We start from the raw sequence: 24,015 nt of genomic DNA on the forward strand, positions 1-24,015 counted from the left end.
CCGAAGCTCCCGAAGTGGTTCGTCGAACTCACCCTATGGTATAGGCGGGATCATGGCGCAAACGGGAATCGTTTGCGGCATCCTCGAAAACGTCGTCGTCGCGTCTATTTCGCGAGAATGTGAGTCCATCATGTTGCAGCGTCTGAAGCTCGAGATCAAAAGCCTGAATGCGGCCGAGGGTCGCGACCTCGTGGTCCTCGTCGCGGAAGGGCTGGCGATGGCGCAGGCTGCGGATTTGCTCGTCGGCGCCGGGATGGCAGCGCTGGTCGCGCGTGCGGCCGATGCCGATGGATTCAAGGGCAAGCCCTTCTCGGCCCTGGTCGTCCCGGCAGTGGAAGGTGCGGTCTATGAGCGCCTCATCGTCATCGGTACGGGCCCTGTCGGCGAGCGCAGCGAACTCGATTTCGTCAAGCTCGGCGGATCCATCGCCGGACGGCTGGCGCCAGGTCGCCATGCCGATGTGGTGGTCGCGCTCCCCGGGGGCACTGTCGAGCCAGAACAGGCCGCCGATATCGCACTGGGGATGGTGCTGCGCAGCTATCGCTTCGACCGATACAAGACCAAGACGAAAGACAAGGATGCGGTCGAGCCACTCAAGGCGACGTTGCTTGTCGCGGAACCGGCGGCGGTCAAAAAAGCGGTGAAGCGGGCGGAAGCGCTCGCCGGCGGCGTGCTGCTCGCCCGCGAGCTGGTGAACGAACCGCCGAATGTTCTCTATCCCGAAGAGTTCGCCGATCGTGCCGGCAAGCTCGAAAAGCTCGGCGTCGAGATCGAAATTCTCGACGAAAAGGACATGAAGAAGATCGGGATGCGCGCGCTGCTCGGCGTCGGGCAGGGCTCTCGGCGCGAAAGCCGCGTCGTGGTGATGCGCTGGAACGGGGCCGGCAAGCATGACGAGCCGGTCGCCTTCATCGGCAAGGGCGTGACCTTCGACAGCGGCGGCATCTCGCTGAAGCCCGGGGGCGGCATGGAGGACATGAAGGGCGACATGGCGGGCGCGGCTTGCGTCACCGGGTTGATGCAGGCGCTGGCCGGCCGGAAGGCCAAGGTCAACGCCATCGGCGTCATCGGTCTTGTCGAGAACATGCCGGATGGCAACGCGCAGCGGCCGGGCGATATCGTCGAATCGCTGTCCGGCCAGACCATCGAGATCATCAACACCGATGCCGAGGGCCGGCTCGTGCTCGCCGACGTGCTCTGGTACACGCAGGAGCGCTTCAAGCCGCGCTTCATGATCGACCTGGCGACGCTGACCGGCGCGATTCTGGTGGCGCTGGCGCAGGAGCATGCCGGGCTTTTCACCAACAGCGACGAGTTGGCGGAGCGCCTCGCAGCCGCCGGCGCCGCGACCGGCGAGACGGTCTGGCGCATGCCGCTGGGCAAGGCCTACGACAAGATGATCGATTCGAAATTCGCCGACATGAAGAATGCGGCCGGCCGCCATGCCGGCTCGATCACGGCCGCGCAGTTCCTGCAGCGCCATGTCAACGATGTTCCCTGGGTGCACCTGGACATCGCCGGCACCGGCATGGGCGCCAAGGACACCGAGATCAACCGCTCCTGGGGGCCGGGCTGGGGCGTGCGCCTGCTCGACCGGCTGGTGCGGGACCATTACGAGGGGTGAGGGACGGTGCAGGCTTCACCGTCATTGCGAGCGTCAGCGAAGCGATCCAGGGCGGCAGAGCTCAGCGTTCCCCCTGGATTGTTTCCTCGCTTTGCCCCTCGCAATGACGGGGGGCGGTAAAGGCCATGGCTGAAATCCTGTTCTTTCACCTCCAGTCGCGCCCGCTCGAGCAGGTGCTGCCGACCATTCTCGACCGGGCGCTGTCTCGCGGGCAGAAGGTGGTCGTCGAGGTGGCCAGCCAGGAGCGGCTGAGCGTGATCGACGATCATCTCTGGAGCTATTCGGACGACAGCTTCCTGCCGCATGTCACCGATATGGAGGCCGATGCGGCGCAAAACCCGATCGTGCTGACGAACCAGGCGCATAATCCCAATAGCGCTCAAGTGCGGGTCTGCGCGGACGGAATTCGCATTCCCGACGCATTGCAGGACTACGAGCGCGTGGTCCTGATCTTCGATGGAGACGACTCCGAGGCGCTCGCTGCGGCGCGGGAGGACTGGAAAAAGGCCAAGGGTTCGGGCCATGCCGCCAGTTATTGGCAGCAGGACGACGCCGGCCGCTGGGAGAAGAAAGCGTGAGACTGCCTGTTTTGTTGCTCTGCACCGCCGCGCTCGGTGGCTGCTCGGTCGATATGGGCGGCTTTGCCTTCCAGTCCGAAACCAAGGGTGGCGTCACCACCACCAAGACGACCACAGCCAGCGCTGGTGTCTCGACGCGCGAACCCGTGCTGACGCCCGAGGGCGATTGCAGCACCGGCGTCTCGCTCGATCCCTCGACCCGCCCACTGCCGGGCGCGATCGCGCCGGGCATCACCGAGTGCGAACTCGTCAAGCTCAAGGCCAAGCCACCGACCGACGTGCTGATCGGCGAGAGCGGAAAGGGCCAACGCGAGGTGCAGGTGCTCTATTCGGAGCCCGGCGGGCGGGAACTCTACCTGTTCACCGACAACAGGCTGGGGCGGATCTTGAAGCCGGGGTCCGAGGCAACGCCAGCCGATCAGAACAGCTCCCCAGCGCCCACCGGCGTTTCGACAGCGCCCGCCGGCGTTTCGACGACGGCGCGATAGAAGGACCATGGCCGATGTTCAGATCTGCTTCCTTCGCGGTCCTGCTCGGGATCGCCATCGTCGGTTCGGCAACTGAGGCGCTCGCGGCCGGCTCTTGCCGCCCGACGCGTGACGGCAAGGACCGGGTCGAGATCGAGGGTGGTTGCCAGAGCGGCTATGTCCTCAGGGGCGCTTGCTGCGAATCCATTCGTGCCGTGTCCCAGCCGTCCGGTGAGAAGACCTGTCCGGCCGGGACCATGGTGCGGCTCGGGGTCTGCGTGCCCCGGCAGTAAGGCGACCGCGCTCAGACGCCTTCGACGATGCGCATGTCGCGCTCGGCCCCGCCGGCAAGCGCGGCCAGCGCTTCCTGATAGGCCGGGCTGTCGTGGGTGGTCTTGGCGTGCTCGACCGAGTCGAACTCGATCAGCACCGTGCGTTGCTGAAGTCCTGCTTCATAGGTCTGGGCCGGTACGCCGCGCGCCAGAAAGCGGCCGCCGCCGGCCGCAATCGCAGGTCCGGCCAGCTTGGCATAGGCCGCGACAGCGTCGGGATTGCTGACGGAACGATAAGTGGTAACCCAATAAGCCTTGGCCATAGCCGGTCATCTCCGTTTGATGCCTGCGACTCTAGCGGGTTTCCGCAACGTGTCACCTGAGTCCGATCGGGGGCGTCTCAGGCGCTTTCCAATTCCTCGCCAAGCAGCAGCCACTCTTCCTCGGCCGATTCTAGCGTCTTCACCAGCACGGCGCGCTGCTTCGAGAGTTCGCGCGCCTTGTCCGGCTCGCGCGAGAAGGCGCCGTTGGCGAGCGCTGCGTCGACCTTTTCGATCAGACCGGTCAGCTTGGCGATGCGGGCCTCGGCGAGATTGAGCTTCTGCTTGAGCGGCCCTTGTGCGACGCGCTTGGTCGCCGCTTCCTTGCGTTCGTCGACTTTCGGTTTCGCGGCGCCGGCCTCCGGTGCCGGCTTGCCGCGCCTCTCGGCCTTGGCGGCGCCCAGCACATAGGTGCGGTAGTCGTCCATGTCGCCGTCGAAGTTCTTGACGGTGCCGCCTCCGACGAGCCAGAGCCGGTCGGCGCAGGCCTCGATCAGGAAGCGGTCATGGCTCACCAGCATGACGGCGCCGGGATAGTCGTTGATCGCGTTGACGAGCGCCGTGCGGCTGTCGATGTCGAGGTGGTTAGTCGGCTCGTCGAGGATCAGCAGATGCGGCCCGTGGAAGGTCGCCAGCCCCAGCATCAGCCGCGCCTTCTCGCCGCCCGAGAGCAGTTTGACCGGCGTGTCGGCCTTCGAGGCGGGAAACCCGATCTGCGCCGCCTTCGACCGCACCTTGGCTTCCGGCGCGTCCGGCATCAGGTCGCGCAGATGGCCGACCGGCGTGTCCTCGATGCGCAGTTCGTCGAGCTGGTGCTGGGCGAAATAGGCGGTCTCCAGCTTGCTCGATTTCTTCATCTCGCCCGACATGACGTCGAGACGTCCGCCGATCAGCTTGCAGAAGGTCGATTTACCGTTGCCGTTGGAGCCGAGCAGGGCGATCCGGTCGTCCGGAGCCAGGCTGAGGTTGAGCCGCGACAGCACCTTGCGCTCGCCATAGCCCGCGGCGGCATCGTCCAGCACGATCATCGGCGGCGAGAGCGGCTTTTCCGGCCCCGGAAAGTTGAAGGGCTGCACGTCGCGATCGACGATCGCGGCGATGGTCTGCATTTTCTCGAGCCGCTTGACGCGCGACTGCGCCTGCCGGGCCTTGGTGGCCTTCGCCTTGAAGCGGTCGACGAAGGACTGCAGGTGCTTGCGCTCGGCGTCCTGCTTTTCCTTTGCGCGGGCGAGCTGCATCTGCTTTTCGGCCCGCTGCTTCTCGAAGGACGAATAACCGCCGCGATAGAGCGTCAGCTTGCCCTGGTCGAGATGCAGGATGTGGTCGACCGAGGTGTCCAGCAGTTCGCGATCATGGCTGATGACCAGCACGGTATGCGGATAGCGCTCCAGATAATCGTAAAGCCAGAGCGTGCCTTCGAGGTCGAGATAGTTGGTCGGCTCGTCCAGCAGCAGCAAATCAGGTTCGGAGAACAGCACGGCTGCCAGCGCCACACGCATGCGCCAGCCGCCGGAGAAGTCCGAGCAGGGGCGCTGCTGCGCCTCCTCGTTGAAGCCGAGGCCGTGCAACACCATCGCTGCGCGGGCCGGGGCGGAGTGGGCGCCGATATCCGCGAGCCGCGTGCCGATTTCGGCGATGCGGTGCGGGTCGGTCGCTGTTTCGCCTTCCAGGATCAGCGCCGTGCGCTCGGTATCGGCCGCGAGCACCACCTCGATCAGCGTCTCGGGGCCGCCCGGCGCCTCCTGAGCCACGCCGCCGATGCGCCGGCCCCTCGGGATCGCGATATTGCCGCTCTCCGTACCGAGATCGCCGGTGATGATCTTGAAGAGCGTGGTCTTGCCCGTGCCGTTGCGGCCGACGAACCCGACGCGCGCACCATCCGGGATCGCGGCACCGGTATGGTCGAGCAACAGGCGTTCGCCCAGGCGATAGGTGATGTCGTTCAACGTCAGCATGGCGGGGATGTGGAGGTAACCGCGCAAAAAGGCAATCGAAACCGGAACTTGTCGGGGCTCGTCACGTTTTGGTCACGATCTCGCCCCGCGATGGCCCGCCCCGAAGGTCACGCAAGGGAACCGAAGCACAACAACGATTCGCCGAGGCGTTACATGGATACGCGTCAGCCTTACCTGTCTTCCAGCCGCCTTTCCCTCGCGGCCTCGTTGATCATCTGCCTGTCGATCATCGCGGGAAGTGCGGCGGCACTCGCCGCGATCGTGCCCTTCACCTGATCCCAGCCTTACCCCTCGCAGCCTTTCTGCCTCCCAACCATTCTTCGACCGCAGGAGCTTGTCGGCGCCTGTGCCTGTCGCTAACGCTGGCAGGATGAGCCGCATCGCCTTCTATGCCGGGTCTTTCGACCCCGTCACCAACGGGCATCTCGATGTCATCGCCGGAGCCTGCCGGCTCTGTGACCATCTCGTGCTCGCCATCGGCATCCATCCCGGCAAGACGCCGATCTTTCCCGCCGAAGACCGCGCCCGCCTGCTGCGTGAGGTTGCCACTCCGCTGGCCGCATCGGAGAACGCGACCGTCGATGTCATCACCTTCGATAATCTCGCGGTCTGGGCGGCTCGGGACGCTGGCGCGACGCTGTTCATCCGCGGTCTGCGGGACGGCTCCGACCTCGACTACGAAATGCAGCTCTGCGGGATGAACCGCACCATGGAAGGTGCGATCCAGACGGTTTTCCTGCCGGCCTCGATCGGCGTGCGTCACATCACCGCGACCCTTGTCCGCCAGATCGCGAGCATGGGTGGTGACGTGACGCCCTTCGTGCCAAAGGTGGTGGCGCAGGCGCTGCGCGAGAAGTTCAAAAAGGCCTGATTTGTTGCACGGCCGGCTGGTTTAAGTGTCCGTCATCCCGGGCGACCGCAGGGAGACCCGGGATCCATTCCAGAACTTCTCAGACAAAGCCTCAGGCATGGATCCCGGATTGGCGCTGCTTCGCAGCTTGTCCGGGATGACGCGCGCGTTCTCATGTGTGTGGCGCCCCGCCTCAGAGCAAAACCCGCATTTGCAATTGCATTTTCGCCTTAGCGATGGTGTTGCTGGCGTGAAGTGACTCGGGCCCTTTGCCCGGCAAGTGCTGCCCCCGACAGGTTCCCCGATGCGTCTTTCCCGTTATTTCCTGCCGATCCTGCGCGACACGCCCAAGGAGGCGGAGATCGTCTCGCACCGGCTGATGCTGCGCGCCGCGATGATCCGGCAGGAATCGGCCGGCATCTATGCCTGGCTGCCGCTGGGCCTGCGCGTGCTCGACAAGATCTGCAAGGTCGTGCGCGAGGAGCAGAACCGCTCCGGCGCCGTCGAGATTCTGATGCCGACGATCCAGTCGGCCGAGCTCTGGCGCGAGAGCGGGCGCTACGACGCCTATGGCAAGGAGATGCTGCGCATCAAGGACCGGCACGAGCGGGAGATGCTGTTCGGGCCGACCAACGAGGAGATGGTCACCGAGATCGTCCGCGCTTATGTCAAATCCTACAAGGACTTGCCGCTGAATCTCTATCACATCCAGTGGAAGTTCCGCGACGAGGTACGTCCCCGCTTCGGCGTGATGCGCGGGCGCGAATTCCTGATGAAGGACGCCTATTCCTTCGATCTCGACAAGGACACCGCGCGCCACGCGTATAACCGCATGTTCACGGCCTATCTGCGCACCTTCGCGCGGCTGGGGCTGAAGGCGATCCCGATGAAGGCCGATACGGGTCCGATCGGCGGGGACCTCTCCCACGAGTTCATCGTGCTGGCCTCGACCGGCGAGAGCGAAGTCTTTTGCCACAGCGATTATCTGGGTTTCGAGACGCCTGCGGTCGACACCGATTTCGACAATGTGGACGCGCTGCAGGGCATCGTCGACAAGTGGACGAGCCTTTACGCCGCCACCGAGGAAATGCACGAGAAGGACGCCTTCGACGCGATCCCCGAAGACAAGAAGGTCTCTGCGCGCGGCATCGAGGTCGGCCACATCTTCTATTTCGGCACCAAATATTCCGAGCCGATGGGCGCGAGCGTCACGGGGCCGGACGGCCAGCAGGTCATGCTCCATGGCGGCTCCTACGGCATCGGGCCGAGCCGGCTCGTCGCCGCGCTGATCGAGGCCGGACATGACGATGCCGGCATCGTCTGGCCTGAAGAGATCGCGCCCTTCGACATCGAGGTCATCAACCTCAAGGTCGGCGATGCGGGCACCGACGAGGCGAGCGAGCGCATCTACAAGCACCTGCTCGCGAAGGGCTACGACGCGCTCTATGACGACACGCAGGAGCGGCCGGGCGGAAAGTTCGCGACGGCCGACCTGATCGGGGTGCCCTGGCAGATCATCGTCGGTCCCAAGGGGCTGGCCGAGGGTAAGGTCGAGATCAAGCGCCGCGCCGGCGGCGAGCGCGAGACGGTGTCGCTCGATGCGGCACTCGAACGCTTCCAGGGCCGCGCCGCGTGAGCGACATCGCCGAGACCTCCGACATTCCGACCGGCACGAAAGCCTTCGCGGGCTTCGAATGGCTGCTCGCCGGGCGCTATCTGCGGACGCGCCGGCGGGAGGGCTTCGTTTCGGTCATCGCCGGGTTCTCGTTCCTCGGCATCATGCTCGGTGTCGCGACGCTAATCATCGTGATGTCGGTGATGAACGGTTTCCGGATCGAACTGCTGAGCAAGATCGTCGGCGTCAACGGGCATATCTTCGCCACGCCGATCGACCGGCCGCTCGACGATTACGACCCCGTCGCCGCCAAGCTGCGCGGCATTCCCGGCATCAAGCTTGCGATCCCGCTTGTCGAAGGGCAGGCGCTGGCCTCCTCGCAGACGGGCAACAGCGGCGTGCTGGTGCGCGGCGTGCGCGAGGCCGACATCAAATCGATCCCCTTCATCGGTGGAAACATCGTTTCGGGCACGCTCGAAGGCTTCGATTCGACGCCGGGCGTCGCGATCGGCATCCGGCTTGCTAACGCGCTCGGCGTGCAGGTCGGCGACAGCATCACGCTGGTCACGCCGCAAGGTGCCTCGACGCCCTTCGGGACCGCCCCGCGGATCAAGGCCTATCCGGTCAAGGCGATCTTCCAGATCGGCATGACCGAGTTCGACGGCACCTTCGTCTACATGCCGCTGAACGAGTCGCAGGCCTATTTTAATCGCGACGGCGATGTGAACGTCATCGAGATCTTCGTCGACAATCCCGACAATACGCAAAGCGTCCGGAACGCCATCGAAAGCGACGCGCCGCGCCCGCTGGTGCTGTCTGACTGGCGGCAGCGCAATCGCAGCTTCTTCAATGCGCTCGAAGTCGAGCGCAACGTGATGTTCATCATCCTGACGCTGATCGTGCTCGTGGCGGCGCTTAATATCGTCTCCGGCCTGATCATGCTGGTGAAGGACAAGACCGAGGACATCGCCATCATGCGCACCATGGGCGCGACGAGCGGCACTGTTCTACGCATCTTCCTGATCACGGGGGCGGCCATCGGCGTCGTCGGGACGCTGGCAGGCTTTGTCCTGGGGCTGGCCTTCTCGCACTACATCAAGTCGATCATGGGCGGGATTCAGTGGCTGACCGGCGCCAATCTCTGGGACCCGACGGTGCGGTTCCTCAGCGACGTCCCCTCGGTCATCGAATGGCGCGACGTCGTCAGCGTGGTCGCGATGGCGCTGGTGCTGTCTCTGCTGGCGACGCTCTATCCCGCCTGGAAGGCCGCAAGGCTCGACCCGGTCAAAGCCTTGAGGATGGGCTGATGGCCGCGCAGGAGACCCCCGCGCTCTTCCTCTCGCAGGTCGAACGCTATTATCCGCAGGCCGATGCGCCGCTCGAAGTGCTGCGCAAGGCCGATTTCGCCCTCTGGCCCGGCGAGGTCGTCGCGCTGGTGGCGCCGAGCGGCACCGGAAAGTCGACATTGCTTCATGTCGCCGGCCTGTTGGAAAAGCCTGATGCGGGCGAGGTCTTTGTCGGCGGGCTGGCCACGACCAAGCTCGACGACAAGGGGCGCACGCGCCTGCGACGGACCGAGATCGGCTTCGTCTACCAGTTCCACCACCTGCTGCCGGAATTCACCGCGCTGGAGAACGTCGTGCTGCCGCAGCGCATCCGGGGCCTCGCGAAAAGCGTCGCGGAACAGCGTGCGAGCGAACTGCTGACCTTTCTCGGCCTGGGCCAGCGGCTCGATCATCTCCCGGGCGAACTCTCCGGCGGCGAGCAGCAGCGGGTCGCCATCGGCCGGGCCGTCGCCAACGGGCCGCGTCTGCTCTTAGCGGACGAACCGACCGGCAATCTCGACCCCGTGACCTCGCAGCACGTCTTCGGCACGCTGATCGCGCTCGCCCGGGCCTCGGGGCTGGCGGCCCTCATCGCGACGCATAATCTCGCTCTCGCCAACAAGATGGACCGCCAGGTCACGATCCGCGACGGGCTGGTCGTTCCGCTGCGCTGAGCGGCTGCCAGAGTCGACGCGTCGGGAACTTGCCTGCCGGCTGCGAGACGGCGGCGATGGCTCCGGCCGCGGCGTTAGAACCGAAACGTCAAAGCCATCGAGTGCGACGGGGCCGAAGCGCTCCGCGCGATGGTCTACGATACCCCACAGATAGTGGCCGATATCTCAGCCGCCCCCATCACCGCCGCATTAACCTCCGGTTGACTCTCTCCTCGCACCGCGGAGCCCGATGCACTTGCCGTGATTGACGAGAACAAAACATGAACTAAGATGAAATTCATTGGGAACGAGGAGATTTTCGTCATGATCGCAGCCCGCAAAGTCGCCGCCGGTGTCGCCGAGATCGCTTCGCTTGGGATGTTTCTCGGCATGATCTGGCTCTGGGCAGCGCTTCTCTCCGCGCCGCATGTCTGATCGCGGCAGGAGCCATCCACAGGCGCCGCGTTCTGTTCTCGACTGTGCGGGCAGGCGGGCGGCATAACAGCAACCGGGCAGGCGAGTCGGGTTGCGGAGCAAGGTATGAGCCGGGAAGCAGGCGAGGGGCGCGTTCTGGCCGAGATCGGCTTCGTCCATCTCCATGTCCATTCGAGCTATTCGCTGCTCGAAGGCGCAATGACCGTGGCCACGATCGCGAAGATGGCGGCTGCGGACGGCCAGCCGGCCTTGGCGCTGACCGATAGCGATAATCTGTTCGGTGCCCTCGAATTCTCCGAAAAGCTCTCGGGCTCCGGGCTGCAACCGATCGCGGGCGTCCAGCTTTCCGTCGATTTTGCCGATGATGGCGACGGGCGGCGGCCCATGCAGATCCAACGCCTGCCGCATATCGTGCTGCTCGCGATGGACGAGGCCGGCTACGGCAACCTGATGAAGCTCGTCAGCGAGGGCGCGCTCGCGACGGGGGGCAGCGGCGATCCCGTCACCACGATCGAACGGCTCGCCGCCTTCAATGGCGGTCTCATCGCCTTGACCGGCGGAAATGACGGGCCCGTGGACCTCGCCTTGCGCCATGGTCAGCCGACGCAGGCGGCGGTACGGCTGGCGACGCTGGCGCGCATTTATGGCGACCGGCTCTATGTCGAGCTTCAGCGGCACGGCCGGGACAACGAGGCGGCGCTGGAGGCGCATCTGCTGCGCCTGGCCTATGATGCCGATCTGCCGATCGTCGCGACCAACGAGCCCTTCTTCGCCAAACCAGCCGATTTCGACGCGCATGACGCGCTGCTCGCGGTGGCCGAGGGCCGGCTCGTCTCGGACGGCGAACGCCGGCGCGTCTCGCCGGAGCATTATTTCGCCTCGCGGGCCGAGATGAAGAGGCGCTTCGCTGATCTGCCGGAGGCGCTGACAAACACGGTCGAGATCGCGATGCGCTGTCATTGGCGGGTCACGACACGCAAGCCGATCCTGCCGCGCTTCAGCGCGGAGGGAAGCGACGAGGCCCTGGAGCTGCAGGACCAGGCCCGGGCCGGTCTGGCGGCGCGGCTCGCCAAGCATGGGCCGGCCGAGGGCAACACCGTCGAGGTCTATGAAAAACGGCTGGAATTCGAGCTTTCGATCATCACCCGGATGCAGTTCCCGGGTTACTTCCTGATCGTCTCGGACTTCATCAAATGGGCCAAGGCGCACGATATTCCTGTCGGCCCCGGCCGTGGCTCGGGCGCCGGCTCGCTCGTGGCCTATGCGCTGACGATCACCGACGTCGACCCGCTGCGCTTCGGCCTGCTGTTCGAGCGCTTCCTCAATCCCGATCGCGTCTCGATGCCGGATTTCGACATCGACTTCTGCCAGAACCGGCGCGAAGAGGTGATCGAATACGTCAAGAACCACTATGGCGAGCAGCGCGTCGCGCAGATCATCACCTTCGGCACATTGTTGGCGCGCGGCGTGTTGCGCGACGTCGGCCGCGTACTTGAAATGCCCTACGGCCAGGTCGACAAGCTGACCAAGCTGGTGCCGCAGAATCCGGCGAAGCCGATTTCGTTGAAGGATGCCATCGAGGGCGAGCCGAAGCTGCAACAGGCGGCGCAAGATGAGCCGATCGTCGCGCGCCTGCTCGAAATCGGCCAAAAGCTGGAAGGTCTGCATCGCCACGCCTCGACGCACGCCGCCGGCGTGGTGATCGGCGACCGGCCGCTGGAGCAGCTCGTCGCGCTCTCGGTCGATCCGCGCACCGGAATGCGGGTCACCCAGTTCAACATGAAGTGGGTCGAGCAAGCCGGCCTCGTGAAGTTCGACTTCCTCGGCCTGAAGACGTTGACCACGCTGACCACGGCCGTGAAGCTGATCGCGCAGCGCGACATCAAGATCGATCTCGCCGATCTGCCGTTCGACGACCCCCCGACCTACGCGATGCTGGCACGCGGTGAGACGGTCGGCGTGTTCCAGGTGGAATCGGCCGGCATGCGCAAGGCGCTGGTCGAGATGAAGGCCGACCGGATCGAGGATCTGATCGCGCTCGTGGCGCTCTATCGGCCGGGCCCGATGGACAACATCCCGACCTATTGCCGGAGGAAACTCGGGCTGGAAGAGCCGAGTTATCTTCATCCCGGCATGGAGCCCTACCTCTCCGAAACGCACGGCATCATCGTCTATCAGGAGCAGGTGATGCAGGTGGCTCAGGCGCTGTCGGGCTATTCGCTCGGCGAAGCCGATCTGCTGCGCCGCGCCATGGGCAAGAAGATCAAGGCGGAGATGGACGCCCAGCGCGACCGCTTCGTCCGGGGCGCGATCGACAACAAGATCAAGAAGGAAACGGCGTCCGAGATTTTCGAGCTGCTGGCGAAATTCGCCGATTACGGCTTCAACAAGAGCCACGCGGCGGCCTACGCGGTCGTTGCCTTCCAGACAGCCTATCTCAAGGCGAATTACCCGGTCGAATTCCTGGCCGCGTCGATGACGCTGGACCTCGGCAATACCGACAAGCTCTCGGAATTCCGGCGCGATGCCGAACGCCTCGGCATCAAGGTCGAGCGGCCGGCGGTCAACCGCTCCGGCGTCGAGTTCGACGTCGCGGACGGCAAGATTTTCTACGCGCTCGGCGCCATCAAGGGCGTCGGCACCGCGGCGGTGGAATCGCTTGTGGCGGCGCGCCAGTCCGCCGGGCCGTTCCGCGATCTTGCCGATCTCGCTCGCCGGATCGACACCAGGCTCGTCAACCGCCGCACGCTCGAAGCGCTGATTGCGGCCGGCGCGCTCGACGAATTAGAAGAGGATCGCGCGCGGGCGGTCGCCGCGCTCGACGGTATGCTGGCGCTCTCGAACCGCATTCGCGACGAGACGGCGGCGGGGCAATTCGATCTTCTGGGCAACGGCATGGTCCAGGAGGCCTTCCGCATTCCGCAGGTGGAGCCCTGGACTCCGGCCGAGAAGCTGAAGCGTGAGCACGAGGCCGTCGGATTTTTCCTGTCCGGTCACCCGCTCGACGAATACGAGCATGTGCTGAAGCGCCTGCGCGTGCAGCGCTATGCCGATTTCGCCCAGACCGTGCGGGCCAATGGCACCGGCGTCGGCAAGGTCGCGGTCTCGGTCATCGACAAGTCGGAGCGGCGCACCAAATCCGGCTCCAAGATGGGTATCGTCAACCTCTCGGACCCGAGCGGGCAATTCGAGGCCGTGCTGTTTTCGGAAGGGCTGATGCGGCATCGCGATCTGCTCGAACCGGGCCGGGCGCTCGTGCTGCGCCTCTCGGCGGTCCTGGACGGCGACGATGTCCGCCCGCGCATCGAGGATGTCGAGGTGCTGGACGATCTCGCCTCGCGGCAGAAGCAGGATCTTCTGATCTATCTGCGCGACGACAAGGCGGTGTCCTCGATCGCCGAGCGCATCCGTCCGCGCGGCGAGGCGGCGCGTTCCGACGGCAAGGTGTCGATCGTGATGATTCTGGACGACGGGGCGCAGGAGGTGGAGATCGAACTGCCGGGCCAGTATCCCGTCAGCCAGCAGATCGCCAATGCCGTGCGGGCCGCTCCCGGAGTCGTGAGCGTGGAATTGCGCTGAGCGAAACCTTGTTTCGACCGCTACCCTTGCCGAGCGCTTGCGCTTGAAGCACGCTGCATCTGCGAGGAGGGCGCTATGGCTGGACCGTTGGGGATCGACAGGCGAAAACTCATCGCCGGAGCGACGGCATTGACGGCCGCGACGGTCGCCCGTGGCAGCAAGGCGCAGGAGAGGCCGGTGATCGACGAACGCACGGTGCTGATCGTCGTCGATGTACAGAATGATTTCTGCCCCGGCGGAAGCTTGGCCGTGAAGGGCGGTGACGAGGTCATCCCTGTCATCAACGCCCTGGCGAAGCGCTTCACCCATGTGGTGATGACGCAGGACTGGCACCCCGCCGGCCATGTGTCCTTCGCTTCCAGCCATCCCGGCAAGAAGCCTTTCGAGGCGGTCGAGATGCCCTATGGCCGGCAGGTGCTCTGGCCGGACCACTGCGTTCAGGGTTCGAAGGGCGCAGAGTTCTGCGCGGACCTCGACCTACTCCATGCGGCGGCGATCATCCGCAAGGGCTTTCGCCGGGACATGGACAGCTATTCGGGCTTTGTCGAGGCGGACCGCAGGACGCCGACCGGGCTCACCGGCTATCTCCGCGAACGCGGCTTCCTCCGCACCGTCATCGCCGGTCTCGCAACGGATTTCTGCGTGAGCTGGACGGCACAGGATGCTGCCGCCGCCGGTTTCGAGACCTATGTCGTCGAGGATGCCTGCCGCGCCATCGATCTCGAGGGCTCGCTGGACAAGGCCTGGGCTGAAATGGCCGAGAACGATGTGATGCGGATCCAGGCGGCCGACCTTTCAGGCTGAAGGCCGTTGTCGCGCGCACAGCGCCTGCTCGACCTCGTGCAGCTTCTGCGTCGTCACCGCCAGCCGGTGTCCGGCAGGCGGCTAGCCGATGAACTCGGCGTCAGCATCCGCACGCTCTATCGCGATATCGTCACCTTGCAGGCACAGGGCGCGCCGATCGAAGGAGAGCCGGGGCTGGGCTATGTGCTGAAGCCTGGGTTCATGCTGCCGCCGCTGATGTTCGGCGAAGACGAGATCGAAGCGCTCCTGCTCGGCTCGCGCTGGGTCGCGGACAGGGCGGACGGCCCGCTCGCGCTTGCCGCCCGCGACGCCATGGCGAAGATCGTCGCGGTGCTGCCGCCTGATCTTTCGCGCCGGGTCGAGGATGCGGTGCTGATTTTAGGACCCGGCCGCGCCATCGCGTCAGGGGAGGACATCGATCTGTCGGCCGTGCGGCGTGCGATCCGCGCCGAGCGCAAGGCGCTAATCTCCTATGGGGACGGGCAGGGGCGGGCGAGCGAACGCATCGTCTGGCCGCTCGCGCTCTCCTTCTTCGATCATGTTCGCATCCTCGTCGCCTGGTGCGAACTGCGTCAGGGCTTCCGCCATTTCCGCGCCGACCGCATCGGCCGGTTCGAGCCTTTCGACACGCGTTACCCGCAGCGGCGGGCGGTTTTGCTGAAGAGCTGGCGCGAGACGGAAGGCATTCCCTCGCCGCAGTGACAGACACTGCCGGAAATTGGCAGCATCGGGTTCTAGCGTCGGGACTGTTCGAGATGTCTCGGACGCGAACCGGAGACCGATCATGTTCGACGCCCATTTCATCCTGCTTCACGTCGAAAGCCCCACTGAGAGCGCGCGCTTCTATGCCGATCTGCTGGGCTCGCAGCCCCTGGAGCTGTCGCCGACCTTCGCGATGTTCGCGCTGCCCTCGGGGGCGCGCGGCTGGGGTTGTGGTCGCGGCACACGGTCGAGCCTGCTTCGACCGTCACAGGCGGCGCCGCCGAGATCGCGATGGTCGTCTCGTCGGCGGCGGCAGTCGATGCGACCTGCGCTGAATGGTCTGCACGAAGCATCGCGATCCTGCAGCAGCCTGCCGATCTCGATTTCGGCCGGACCTTCACGGCCGCCGACCCGGACGGGCATCGCCTGCGGGTGTTTTGCCCCATCGAAGGTTGAGGGGGGTGGCCATGACCCAGCACTGGATCGCGGTCGCCTGCGCCGAGCATGTCCGGCGCGGCCTCGAAGGCGGCTTCATGCAGGTCAATCACGGCAAGGCCGGGCCACTGCGGCGGATGCAACCCGGCGATGGCATCGTCTATTATTCGCCGAGCGAGCGGATAGGCGAGCCGGACGGGCTACAGTCCTTCACGGCGATCGGATTCATTCGCGAAGGCGAGCCCTACCGTGGGGTGATGGCCGGCGGCTTCGAGCCTTTCCGACGGGATGTCGCATGGTCCGTGGCGGAGCGGGCACCGATCCGGCCGCTGCTGCCGTCGCTGCTTTTTGCCGGGGACGGCCAGAATTGGGGCTATCGGCTGCGTCTCGGCGTGCTGGCGATCGACGAAGCGGATTTCCGCGTCATTGCCGCCGCGATGCATGCGATGTCTTCCCGCGCCCCCGCAGCGGGACCGGCTCAGATATCTGCCAATTCGGCCTGGGCTTGAACCCTGTCTCGGCCGAGCCTCTTGGCTTGTTAGAGCGCGATATCAGCGTCCTTCAGGAATTCCGCGAGCGGGCGGCGACCGAATTCAGCCTTAGCCAGGCCGATGCTGAGTGTGGGCTGCACCGGCCAATGGGTTTGCCTCGCGGTCGCGTCGCGGAAGGCGCGGCGCAGCTGCTCGGCGACCACGGCCGCTTCCTGCGCCTCGAGGCCGGGCAGCACGACGACGAACTCGTCGCCTCCCTGGCGCGCGAGGATGTCGCCCGCGCGCAGGACCTTGCGGGCCACATCAGCGAAAAGCAGCAGCACCTCGTCGCCCGCAGCATGGCCGGCGCCGTCGTTGAGCATCTTGAAATGATCGATGTCGGCCACGAGCAGCGAAGCTTGGCGGGTGCCGCGAGGCGCGTGGCGCGCCATGGCGGCAAGCGCGTCCTCCAACCCGGAGCGGTTGAGCAGGCCCGTCAGGGGATCGCGCCGGGCGAGCGTGACGAGCGTGTCGTTGCTGCGCTCGGCGACGAGCAGGAACAGGGCGTTGCCACGCAGGACGACGAAGCCGATGCCGCAGGCGGCGGCCCAGCTTTGGACCGGAGCCTCCGGCGGGAACAGCGTGGTCTGGCTGCCATCGGCCAAGACCGAGATCGCCCGGATCGCATAGAGCAGTACGGTTGGAGCGAAGAACCCCGCCAGGATCCAGCCCGAGCGCAGGCGCTCCCGGCGCGCCAGCAGCACGCCCTCGCGTACGATCGCGGCGTCGCATAACGCCAGCACGATCGCCGTGAAGACCACCCGCCCGGCAAAGCCCTCTTCGCCCGGCATCGCCGCGAGCGCGATCCAGCTCACCGACAGAATCACGCCGAGAAGCGCCCAGCGCGGCGGTTTACCCGCGAAACTCCGCACGCCCATCAGCAGCAGGAGTGCGCCGGCGATGTTGATCGTATTGCCGAACTCGATCGACAGGATATCGGGAATGCGCCCGCGCAGGGCGGCACAGAGCAGGCCGGTCCCGATGCACAGGCTGCTGACGCCCCACCAGGCCGGCCAGCGCGTGAACCGCCCGGTCGCGAAGGCCAGCAAAAGGGTCGCGCCGATGACATAACAGGTCATCGCTCCGCTGATGAAGATGGTCCGCAGGTCGAGGATCACGAGGTCGAAAGCCAGCCGCCGCAAGCACGCTCCTCCTTGCTAATGCGGCGGCGCTTCGCCGTCACCCTGACCAAACGGCACTTGCAATCGCCGGCCACGGCGTGTATGGCGCGCCTTATTCCACATGGGGAGCATCACCTCGACACCGAGGCGTTCCGGTGATCGGCCAGCCTATGGTCGTTTCATTCGCACCCCAGAGGCCAAACCGGAAGGACGACGAAGACCATGGCTCTGCCCGAACTCTCTATGCGCCAGCTGCTCGAAGCCGGCGCCCATTTCGGCCACCAGTCGCATCGCTGGAACCCGAAGATGTCGCCCTATATCTTCGGCACCCGCAACAACATCCACATCCTCGACCTGTCGCAGTCGGTACCGATGCTGCATCGCGCCCTGCAGGCCGTGTCCGACACCGTCGCCAAGGGCGGCCGCGTGCTGTTTGTCGGCACGAAGCGCCAGGCGCAGGACGCCATCGCCGATGCCGCGAAGCGTTCGGCCCAGTATTACGTCAACTCCCGCTGGCTCGGCGGCATGCTAACCAACTGGAAGACCATTTCGGCTTCGATCCAGCGCCTGCGTAAGGTCGACGAGATGCTGAACGCCGGCAGCGGCGGCGGCCTGACCAAGAAGGAGCGCCTGATGCTGTCGCGCGAGCGCGACAAGCTGGAGAAGGCGCTCGGCGGCATCAAGGACATGGGCGGTACGCCGGACATGATCTTCGTGATCGATACCAACAAGGAAGCGCTCGCGATCAAGGAGGCCCAGCGCCTCGGCATTCCGGTCGCCGCGATCATCGATTCGAATTCCGATCCGGATGGCATCACCTTCCCGGTTCCGGCCAATGACGATGCCGGCCGCGCCATCGCTCTCTACTGCGATCTGGTCGCGCGCTCGGCCATCGACGGCATCGGCCGCGCTTCGGGCGATCATGGTGTCGACCTCGGCGCTTCCGAAGCTCCGGTCGTGGAAGAGGCTCTCGAGCCTGCAGCCGTCGAAGGCCAGGGCCAGGGCTTCGAGACCCTGACGACGCCGCGCGGCGCCCCGGACGACCTGACCAAGCTGTCGGGCATGGGTCCGGACGCCGTCCAGAAGCTGAACGATGGCGGCATCTACCATTTCTGGCAGGTCGCAGCGATGTCGCCGGCCGACGTGACCAAGATCGACCATGACCTGAAGCTCGGTGGCAAGATCGAGCGTGAAGGCTGGGTCGCCCAAGCGCGCGAACTCGCCGACGCCTGACGAATGGTTGCCCGGATGCGATGCGTCATCGGCGCGTCGCATTCGGCCCTTCGATGTGACGCCGACTTCGAGACGTTGAGAAAACCCGCCGACGGCCGGAAACGGAGCGTCGGCGTTTTCCCATCAAGCGTCCGAATTTCCGACCTGCGACCGGCCTTTTGGCCCGTGTCGCACCGACAGCAAGGATTTGAGACATGGCAGCGATCACCGCCGCACTCGTAAAGGAACTCCGCGACAAGACCGGCGCGGGCATGATGGACTGCAAGACGGCGCTTTCCGCCAATGACGGTAACCTCGAGGCCGCCGTCGATTGGCTGCGCGCGAAGGGGCTTGCCAAGGCCGCCAAGAAGGCCGGCCGCGTCGCCGCCGAGGGCCTCGTCGCCGTCATGGTGCAGGGCACCGAGGGCGTCGTCGTCGAGGTCAACTCCGAGACCGATTTCGTCGCGCGCAACCCCGAGTTCCAGGCGCTGGCCAAGACGATCGCCGATGTCGCGCTGGAGCGCGGCGGTGATGTCGAGGCGCTGCTCGGCCATCATTATCCGGGTGGCGGCACCGTGCAGGATGCCGTTGCCAATGCGATCGCCACCATCGGCGAGAACATGACGCTGCGCCGCGTCTCCTCGCTGAAGGTGTCGTCGGGCGTGATCGGCTCCTATGTCCACGGCGCGATCGTCGACGGCCTTGGCAAGATCGGCGTGATCGTCGCGCTCGAATCAACCGGCAAGTCGGACGAGCTCGCCACGCTCGGCCGCCAGCTCGCCATGCATGTCGCCGCGACCAACCCCGTCGCGCTCGACCTCGCCTCGGTCGCTCCGGACGTGCTGGAGCGGGAAAAGGCGATCCTGGCCGAGAAGAACGCCGGCAAGCCCGCCAACGTGCTCGAGAAGATCACCGAGAGCGGCATGAAGAGCTACGCCAAGGAATATTGCCTGCTGGAGCAGGCCTATATCCATGACGGCTCGAAGTCGGTCTCGCAGGTCCTCAAGGACATCGAGGGCAAGGTCGGCGCTCCCGTCACGCTGAAGGGGTTTGCCCGCTTCGCGCTCGGCGAGGGCATCGAGAAGGAAGAGCAGGATTTCGCGGCGGAAGTCGCCGCGGCCGGCGGCACCACCGGCTGAACGGCCGACTTACCCCCTGCGGGGTGAATTCGCGGGCTGACAAGCAGGGCCCGAGATGACAGAAAGGCCGCGCATCGCGCGGCCTTTCCTTTTGGGCCAGCGCGTCGATTTCAGTAGCGTCCATGAGACGACGGAGAGCCCATCGATGAGACCCAAACGCGTTCTCGTGAAGCTCTCCGGTGAAGCGCTTGCCGGGCCGCAGGGCTCAGGCCTCGACGGCATCACGCTGACCGCGCTCGCGGCCGATATCGCCCATGCCGCGCATGAGGGTGTCGAGGTCGGCATCGTCGTCGGCGGCGGCAATTTCTTTCGCGGCGTGCAGGGGCTCAACAAGGGGCTCGACCGCACGACGGCCGATTCGATCGGCATGCTCGGCACGGTGATGAACGCTCTCGCCCTGGAACACGCGATCGAGGCCGCCGGCGCGCCGGCCCGCGCCATGTCGGCCGTGCCGATGCCTTCGCTCTGCGAGAGCTATGCCCGCAAGCGCGCGCTCGACCATCTCAGCCACGGCAAGGTGGTGATTCTCGGCGGCGGCACCGGCAACCCCTATTTCACCACGGATACCGGTGCGGCGCTGCGCGCGGCCGAGCTCGGTTGCAGCCACCTCCTCAAGGCAACGCAGGTCGACGGTGTCTACAGCGCCGACCCGAAGCTCGACCCAAGCGCGACGCGCTATGACTCGCTGACCCATGAGGAGGCGATCAAGCGCGATCTCAAGGTGATGGACACGGCAGCCTTCGCGCTTGCTCGCGATGCGGGCCTGACGATCGTGGTCTTCTCGATCGCCGAAAAGGGCGCGCTCGCCGCCGTGCTGCGGGGCGAGGGCAGGGCGACCTACGTCACGCCCTGATCAAACCGGCTGCCGAGCCGCCTATCGCCAGCCGTCCCTGCGGCTGTGGCTGCTTTCGGCATGAAATTCTTGACCATAGCCGCCCTCGCGGCCATGGTCGCGCCGAATTCCGATGAGTTGCAAGGTCTTGACTAAAATGGCCCAGACGACGTTCGATCTCGCCGACATCAACCGCCGCATGGATGGCGGCGTGCAGTCCTTCAAGGGCGATCTCTCCTCGCTGCGCACCGGCCGCGCTTCCCCCACGATTCTCGATCCGATCACGGTCGAGGCTTATGGCGCCCGCCAGTCCCTGAATCAGCTCGCCACCGTCAGCGTGCCGGAGCCGCGCCTCCTGAGCGTCCAGGTCTGGGACCGCTCGATGGTCAACGCCGTCGAAAAGGCGATCCGCGAATCCGACCTCGGCCTCAACCCTCAGACCGAGGGCCAGGTGCTGCGCATCCGCATTCCGGAGCTGAACGAGCAGCGCCGCAAGGAGATGGTCAAGGTCGCGCATAAATACGCCGAGGAGGCGAAGGTCGCCATCCGGCACGTCCGGCGCGACGGCATCGACATCATCAAGAAGCTCGAAAAAGACAGCGACATGACCAAGGACGATGCCGCCCGGAACTCCGACCTCGTCCAGAAGGCGACGGACCAGCATATCGGCGAGATCGACCAGGCGCTGGCTGCGAAGGAAAAGGAAATCCTGCACGTCTGAGCGTATGCTGCCCTGCAGGGCGGAGCACCGCTTCATTTCGGCAAGGCCCAGCGAGGCTCATCCGCATGTCATCCGGTCAGCGCGAGGCAGATGTGCCTAACCCGACCCATGTCGCCATCATCATGGACGGCAATGGCCGCTGGGCCAAGATGCGCGGCCTGCCGCGCCAGGAGGGCCACCGTCGCGGGCTCGAAGCGCTGCGCCGCACCGTGCGCAATGCAAGCGATCTCGGCCTGTCCGTCCTGACGCTTTACAGCTTCTCCACCGAGAACTGGCGCCGGCCGCATGCCGAAGTCAGCTTCCTGATGGGGCTGCTCAAACATTTCGTCGAGAAGGACTTGTCGGAACTCGCCGCTGCCAATGTGCGCGTTCGCATCATCGGCAACCGCGAGGATCTGCCGGCGGACCTCCGGCGTCTCGTCGAGGGCGCCGAAATTCGGACACGAGAGAATACCGGGCTCGTGCTCGCGATCGCATTCAATTATGGCGCGCGCGACGAGATTCTGCGGGCCGCGCGCCAGCTTGCCGTCGAGGTCGCTGCCGGTCGGCTGGCCCCCACGGCGATCGACGAGGCGGCGCTGACGGCCAGGCTCGACACCCACGACCTGCCGGACCCCGAACTGGTGATCCGGACCTCCGGCGAGAGCCGCATCTCGAATTTCCTGCTCTGGCAGTCAGCCTACGCGGAGTTCGTGTTCACGCCTGTCCTCTGGCCGGATTTCGACCGCGCCGCCTTCGAGGATGCGCTCGCCGAGTATCGCCGGCGCGAACGACGCTTCGGCGGCGTCGGCGTTTCGCCGGTGCCCAGCGTGGATGTCGCGTGAGCGGGCCATCTCCAACCGCACCGAGGCCGAACGGCGAGCTGAAGCTGCGGGTCGTCTCGGCGCTGATTCTGGCTGGCGGCATCCTGGCTGCGACCCTGTGGGGCGGCTGGCCGTTTCGGCTCGTCTGGATCCTGGTCGCGGGCGTGGTGGCCTATGAATGGCTGGCGATCGTCAGCGGGGCGAATGCGGTGGCGGGCGCGGTCGGTGTCGTCGCTGCCGGGGTTCTTCTGTCGTTTCTGCCGGTCGCTCCGCCCGCGCTGGCCGGGGCGGCGGGATTTGCCGCGTTGCTCGGGGCCGTTGCCGCGCCCGTCGTCAAGGCGCGCCTTGCGCTCGAGCTTTGCGGCGTCGCCTATGCGTTGGCGCTCGCGCTGATCACCCCGGCGCTGCGAGACTGGCCGGCGATCGGGCTTGCGATCATCCTGTGGAGTTTCGCGGTGGTCTGGTTGACGGACATCGCCGCCTATTTCACCGGGCGCGCGCTTGGCGGCCCGAGGCTGATGCCCAGCGTCAGTCCGAAGAAAACCTGGTCAGGCGCCATCGGTGGGACACTGGCGGGCACCGTGGCGGGCAGTCTGATCTGGCATTGGGGCACGGCCGGATACCCGGGGCCGGCGGTCGGCGTGGTCGCTTTGGCGTCTTTCCTGGCTTCCGTCGCAAGCCAGGCCGGCGATCTGTTCGAATCGGCCCTGAAGCGACGTTTCGGCGCCAAGGATTCGAGCGGCTTGATTCCCGGCCACGGAGGTTTCCTCGACCGGCTCGACGGTTACTGGGCTGTGATGGTCCTCGCCGGCCTGGCGCTCTTCGCGTTTTACCTGTCAGTCTGAACCCATGCGCAGCGTCACCCTTCTGGGAGCGACCGGCTCCGTCGGCCGTTCGGTCTGCGACGTGGTGGCGGAGAACCCCGACCGTTTGAGGATAGACGCCGTCGTCGGCGGCCGCGATGCCGCTGCGCTGGCACGCTGCGCCGTCGCGACGAAGGCCGCGTTCGCCGCGCTGGCCGACGAGACCGCTTACGGCGCTCTCAAGGAGGCGCTGGCGGGCACCGGCATTTCCTGCGGGGCAGGGCGGAGCGCCGTGATGGAGGCGGTCGCCCGACCCTCGGACATCGTGGTCAGCGCCATTTCGGGGGCGGCGGGCCTTGAGGCGACGTTCGCGGCGCTGGCTCCCGGCCGGGTGCTGGCGCTGGCCAACAAGGAAAGCCTCGTCTGCGCCGGAGAGGCGGTGATGGCCCGTGCGCGGGCCGTCGGCGCGCGTCTGCTGCCGCTCGATTCCGAACATAACGCACTGTTCCAAGTGCTCGGCGGCGAACCCATCGAAGCCGTGCGCGGCATGACGCTGACGGCTTCGGGCGGGCCCTTCCGAAGCTGGAGCGCGGAAGAGATCGCTCAGGCCCGGCCCGAGCAGGCGCTGAAGCATCCGAACTATGCGATGGGCGCCAAGATCACGATCGATTCCGCCTCGATGATGAACAAGGGGCTGGAGCTGATCGAGGCGCGGTTCCTGTTCGGTCTGGCGCCGGAGCAGCTCGACGTGCTGGTGCACCCGCAGCAGATCGTCCACGGCCTGGTCACTTTCCGCGACGGATCGGTCAGCGCGGGCATGGCCGTGCCGGACATGCGCGTTGCCGCGGCCCACTGCCTCGGTATCGACGGGCGGCTGGATGCGCCGCCCTCCCGCTTCTTCGACCTGGCGATGCAGGAGCCGCTCGCCTTCGAACGCCCTGATCTGACACGTTTTCCGGCGCTGGCGCTGGCCATGGCGGCATTGACCGAGGGCGGTGCGAAGCCCGCGATCCTGAATGCGGCCAACGAGATCGCGGTCGCCGCGTTTCTGGCGGGGCGCATCCGGTTTCCCGGGATCGCGGCGCTCGTCGAAGCGGTCTGCGCCCAGACCGGGCCTGGCTCCCAGGCGCCGCGCAACATCCCCGAAGCGCTCGCCATTGACCATGATGCGCGGCGACGCGCCGCCTCGCTCTTGTCGCAGGCCCCTTTCACTGTCACCTAAGGGACAGGATCAGGGAGC

Annotated in this window: 23 protein-coding genes and 1 pseudogene; 21 read left to right on the plus strand and 3 right to left on the minus strand. The window is 66.0% G+C overall.

The window, feature by feature from the left end; all coding sequences use genetic code 11:
- The first annotated feature begins 130 nt into the window (after positions 1–130).
- From AC1DR6_RS01880 to AC1DR6_RS01895, 4 genes are all read left to right on the plus strand, one after another.
- Positions 131–1,624 carry a leucyl aminopeptidase gene (locus AC1DR6_RS01880; protein ID WP_476827475.1) on the plus strand — a complete coding sequence of 498 codons (1,494 nt, stop codon included), beginning with the start codon at positions 131–133 and terminating at the stop codon, positions 1,622–1,624.
- 125 nt (positions 1,625–1,749) lie between these two features.
- Positions 1,750–2,202, plus strand: coding sequence for a DNA polymerase III subunit chi (locus AC1DR6_RS01885; protein ID WP_476827476.1), 453 nt, complete (start codon positions 1,750–1,752; stop codon positions 2,200–2,202).
- A complete protein-coding gene (locus tag AC1DR6_RS01890) occupies positions 2,199–2,690 on the plus strand; it encodes a hypothetical protein (protein ID WP_476827477.1) in 492 nt (163 codons plus the stop codon). Before AC1DR6_RS01885 ends, AC1DR6_RS01890 begins: the two co-directional genes overlap by 4 nt.
- A 14-nt stretch (positions 2,691–2,704) precedes the next feature.
- The gene (locus tag AC1DR6_RS01895; RefSeq protein ID WP_476827478.1) at positions 2,705–2,962 is read left to right on the plus strand and encodes a hypothetical protein; all 258 of its coding nucleotides are present in this window, start codon (positions 2,705–2,707) and stop codon (positions 2,960–2,962) included.
- Between the two features lie 11 nt (positions 2,963–2,973).
- On the opposite strand, the gene AC1DR6_RS01900 is transcribed toward AC1DR6_RS01895, so the two are convergent.
- Both AC1DR6_RS01900 and AC1DR6_RS01905 read right to left on the minus strand, forming a co-directional pair.
- Positions 2,974–3,264: a DUF1330 domain-containing protein gene (locus AC1DR6_RS01900; RefSeq protein WP_476827479.1), complete on the minus strand. Its 291-nt coding sequence runs from the start codon at positions 3,262–3,264 to the stop codon at positions 2,974–2,976.
- 77 nt (positions 3,265–3,341) lie between these two features.
- Positions 3,342–5,216, minus strand: coding sequence for an ABC-F family ATP-binding cassette domain-containing protein (locus AC1DR6_RS01905; RefSeq protein WP_476827792.1), 1,875 nt, complete (start codon positions 5,214–5,216; stop codon positions 3,342–3,344).
- A gap of 153 nt (positions 5,217–5,369) precedes the next feature.
- Here AC1DR6_RS01905 and AC1DR6_RS01910 point away from each other — a divergent pair, with 153 nt between their 5' ends.
- From AC1DR6_RS01910 to AC1DR6_RS01955, 10 genes and pseudogenes are all read left to right on the plus strand, one after another.
- Entirely contained in the window at positions 5,370–5,492 is a 123-nt protein-coding gene (locus tag AC1DR6_RS01910) for a hypothetical protein (protein ID WP_476827480.1), read from the plus strand.
- 94 nt (positions 5,493–5,586) lie between these two features.
- Positions 5,587–6,087, plus strand: coding sequence for a pantetheine-phosphate adenylyltransferase (gene coaD, locus AC1DR6_RS01915; protein WP_476827481.1), 501 nt, complete (start codon positions 5,587–5,589; stop codon positions 6,085–6,087).
- Between the two features lie 283 nt (positions 6,088–6,370).
- Positions 6,371–7,702 carry a proline--tRNA ligase gene (gene proS / locus AC1DR6_RS01920; RefSeq protein WP_476827482.1) on the plus strand — a complete coding sequence of 444 codons (1,332 nt, stop codon included), beginning with the start codon at positions 6,371–6,373 and terminating at the stop codon, positions 7,700–7,702.
- Positions 7,699–8,988 carry a lipoprotein-releasing ABC transporter permease subunit gene (locus tag AC1DR6_RS01925; protein ID WP_476827483.1) on the plus strand — a complete coding sequence of 430 codons (1,290 nt, stop codon included), beginning with the start codon at positions 7,699–7,701 and terminating at the stop codon, positions 8,986–8,988. The genes proS and AC1DR6_RS01925 overlap by 4 nt, the downstream gene beginning before the upstream one ends.
- Positions 8,988–9,680 carry an ABC transporter ATP-binding protein gene (locus AC1DR6_RS01930; protein ID WP_476827484.1) on the plus strand — a complete coding sequence of 231 codons (693 nt, stop codon included), beginning with the start codon at positions 8,988–8,990 and terminating at the stop codon, positions 9,678–9,680. The genes AC1DR6_RS01925 and AC1DR6_RS01930 overlap by 1 nt, the downstream gene beginning before the upstream one ends.
- Positions 9,681–10,199: 519 nt before the next feature.
- On the plus strand, positions 10,200–13,673 hold the full coding sequence (gene dnaE, locus AC1DR6_RS01935; protein ID WP_476827485.1) for a DNA polymerase III subunit alpha: 3,474 nt from the start codon (positions 10,200–10,202) through the stop codon (positions 13,671–13,673).
- 75 nt (positions 13,674–13,748) lie between these two features.
- Positions 13,749–14,477: a bifunctional nicotinamidase/pyrazinamidase gene (pncA, locus tag AC1DR6_RS01940; RefSeq protein WP_476827486.1), complete on the plus strand. Its 729-nt coding sequence runs from the start codon at positions 13,749–13,751 to the stop codon at positions 14,475–14,477.
- Between the two features lie 6 nt (positions 14,478–14,483).
- Positions 14,484–15,179 carry a helix-turn-helix transcriptional regulator gene (locus tag AC1DR6_RS01945; protein ID WP_476827487.1) on the plus strand — a complete coding sequence of 232 codons (696 nt, stop codon included), beginning with the start codon at positions 14,484–14,486 and terminating at the stop codon, positions 15,177–15,179.
- Positions 15,180–15,261: 82 nt separating this feature from the next.
- A pseudogene (locus AC1DR6_RS01950) lies at positions 15,262–15,635 on the plus strand (VOC family protein).
- A gap of 11 nt (positions 15,636–15,646) precedes the next feature.
- Entirely contained in the window at positions 15,647–16,123 is a 477-nt protein-coding gene (locus AC1DR6_RS01955; RefSeq protein ID WP_476827488.1) for an EVE domain-containing protein, read from the plus strand.
- Positions 16,124–16,152: 29 nt separating this feature from the next.
- On the opposite strand, the gene AC1DR6_RS01960 is transcribed toward AC1DR6_RS01955, so the two are convergent.
- Positions 16,153–17,286, minus strand: coding sequence for a GGDEF domain-containing protein (locus AC1DR6_RS01960; protein WP_476827489.1), 1,134 nt, complete (start codon positions 17,284–17,286; stop codon positions 16,153–16,155).
- A gap of 201 nt (positions 17,287–17,487) precedes the next feature.
- Between AC1DR6_RS01960 and AC1DR6_RS01965 the strand changes: the two genes are divergently transcribed.
- The 7 genes from AC1DR6_RS01965 (at position 17,488) to dxr (ending at position 23,997) form a co-directional block, all read left to right on the plus strand.
- Positions 17,488–18,498, plus strand: a complete 1,011-nt coding sequence (locus tag AC1DR6_RS01965; protein WP_476827490.1) for a 30S ribosomal protein S2 — start codon at positions 17,488–17,490, stop codon at positions 18,496–18,498.
- A 194-nt stretch (positions 18,499–18,692) separates the two neighbouring features.
- On the plus strand, positions 18,693–19,616 hold the full coding sequence (tsf, locus tag AC1DR6_RS01970; RefSeq protein WP_476827491.1) for a translation elongation factor Ts: 924 nt from the start codon (positions 18,693–18,695) through the stop codon (positions 19,614–19,616).
- Positions 19,617–19,761: 145 nt separating this feature from the next.
- A complete protein-coding gene (pyrH, locus tag AC1DR6_RS01975; protein WP_476827492.1) occupies positions 19,762–20,469 on the plus strand; it encodes a UMP kinase in 708 nt (235 codons plus the stop codon).
- A gap of 136 nt (positions 20,470–20,605) precedes the next feature.
- Complete coding sequence (gene frr / locus AC1DR6_RS01980; protein WP_476827493.1) at positions 20,606–21,169, plus strand: ribosome recycling factor; 564 nt, start codon at positions 20,606–20,608, stop codon at positions 21,167–21,169.
- 65 nt (positions 21,170–21,234) lie between these two features.
- Complete coding sequence (locus AC1DR6_RS01985; protein WP_476827494.1) at positions 21,235–21,993, plus strand: isoprenyl transferase; 759 nt, start codon at positions 21,235–21,237, stop codon at positions 21,991–21,993.
- Complete coding sequence (locus tag AC1DR6_RS01990; protein ID WP_476827495.1) at positions 21,990–22,817, plus strand: phosphatidate cytidylyltransferase; 828 nt, start codon at positions 21,990–21,992, stop codon at positions 22,815–22,817. The genes AC1DR6_RS01985 and AC1DR6_RS01990 overlap by 4 nt, the downstream gene beginning before the upstream one ends.
- A gap of 4 nt (positions 22,818–22,821) precedes the next feature.
- Positions 22,822–23,997, plus strand: a complete 1,176-nt coding sequence (dxr, locus tag AC1DR6_RS01995; protein WP_476827496.1) for a 1-deoxy-D-xylulose-5-phosphate reductoisomerase — start codon at positions 22,822–22,824, stop codon at positions 23,995–23,997.
- Positions 23,998–24,015 lie beyond the last annotated feature (18 nt).

It is taken from the genome of Allobosea sp. P5_A5 (assembly GCF_056400625.1).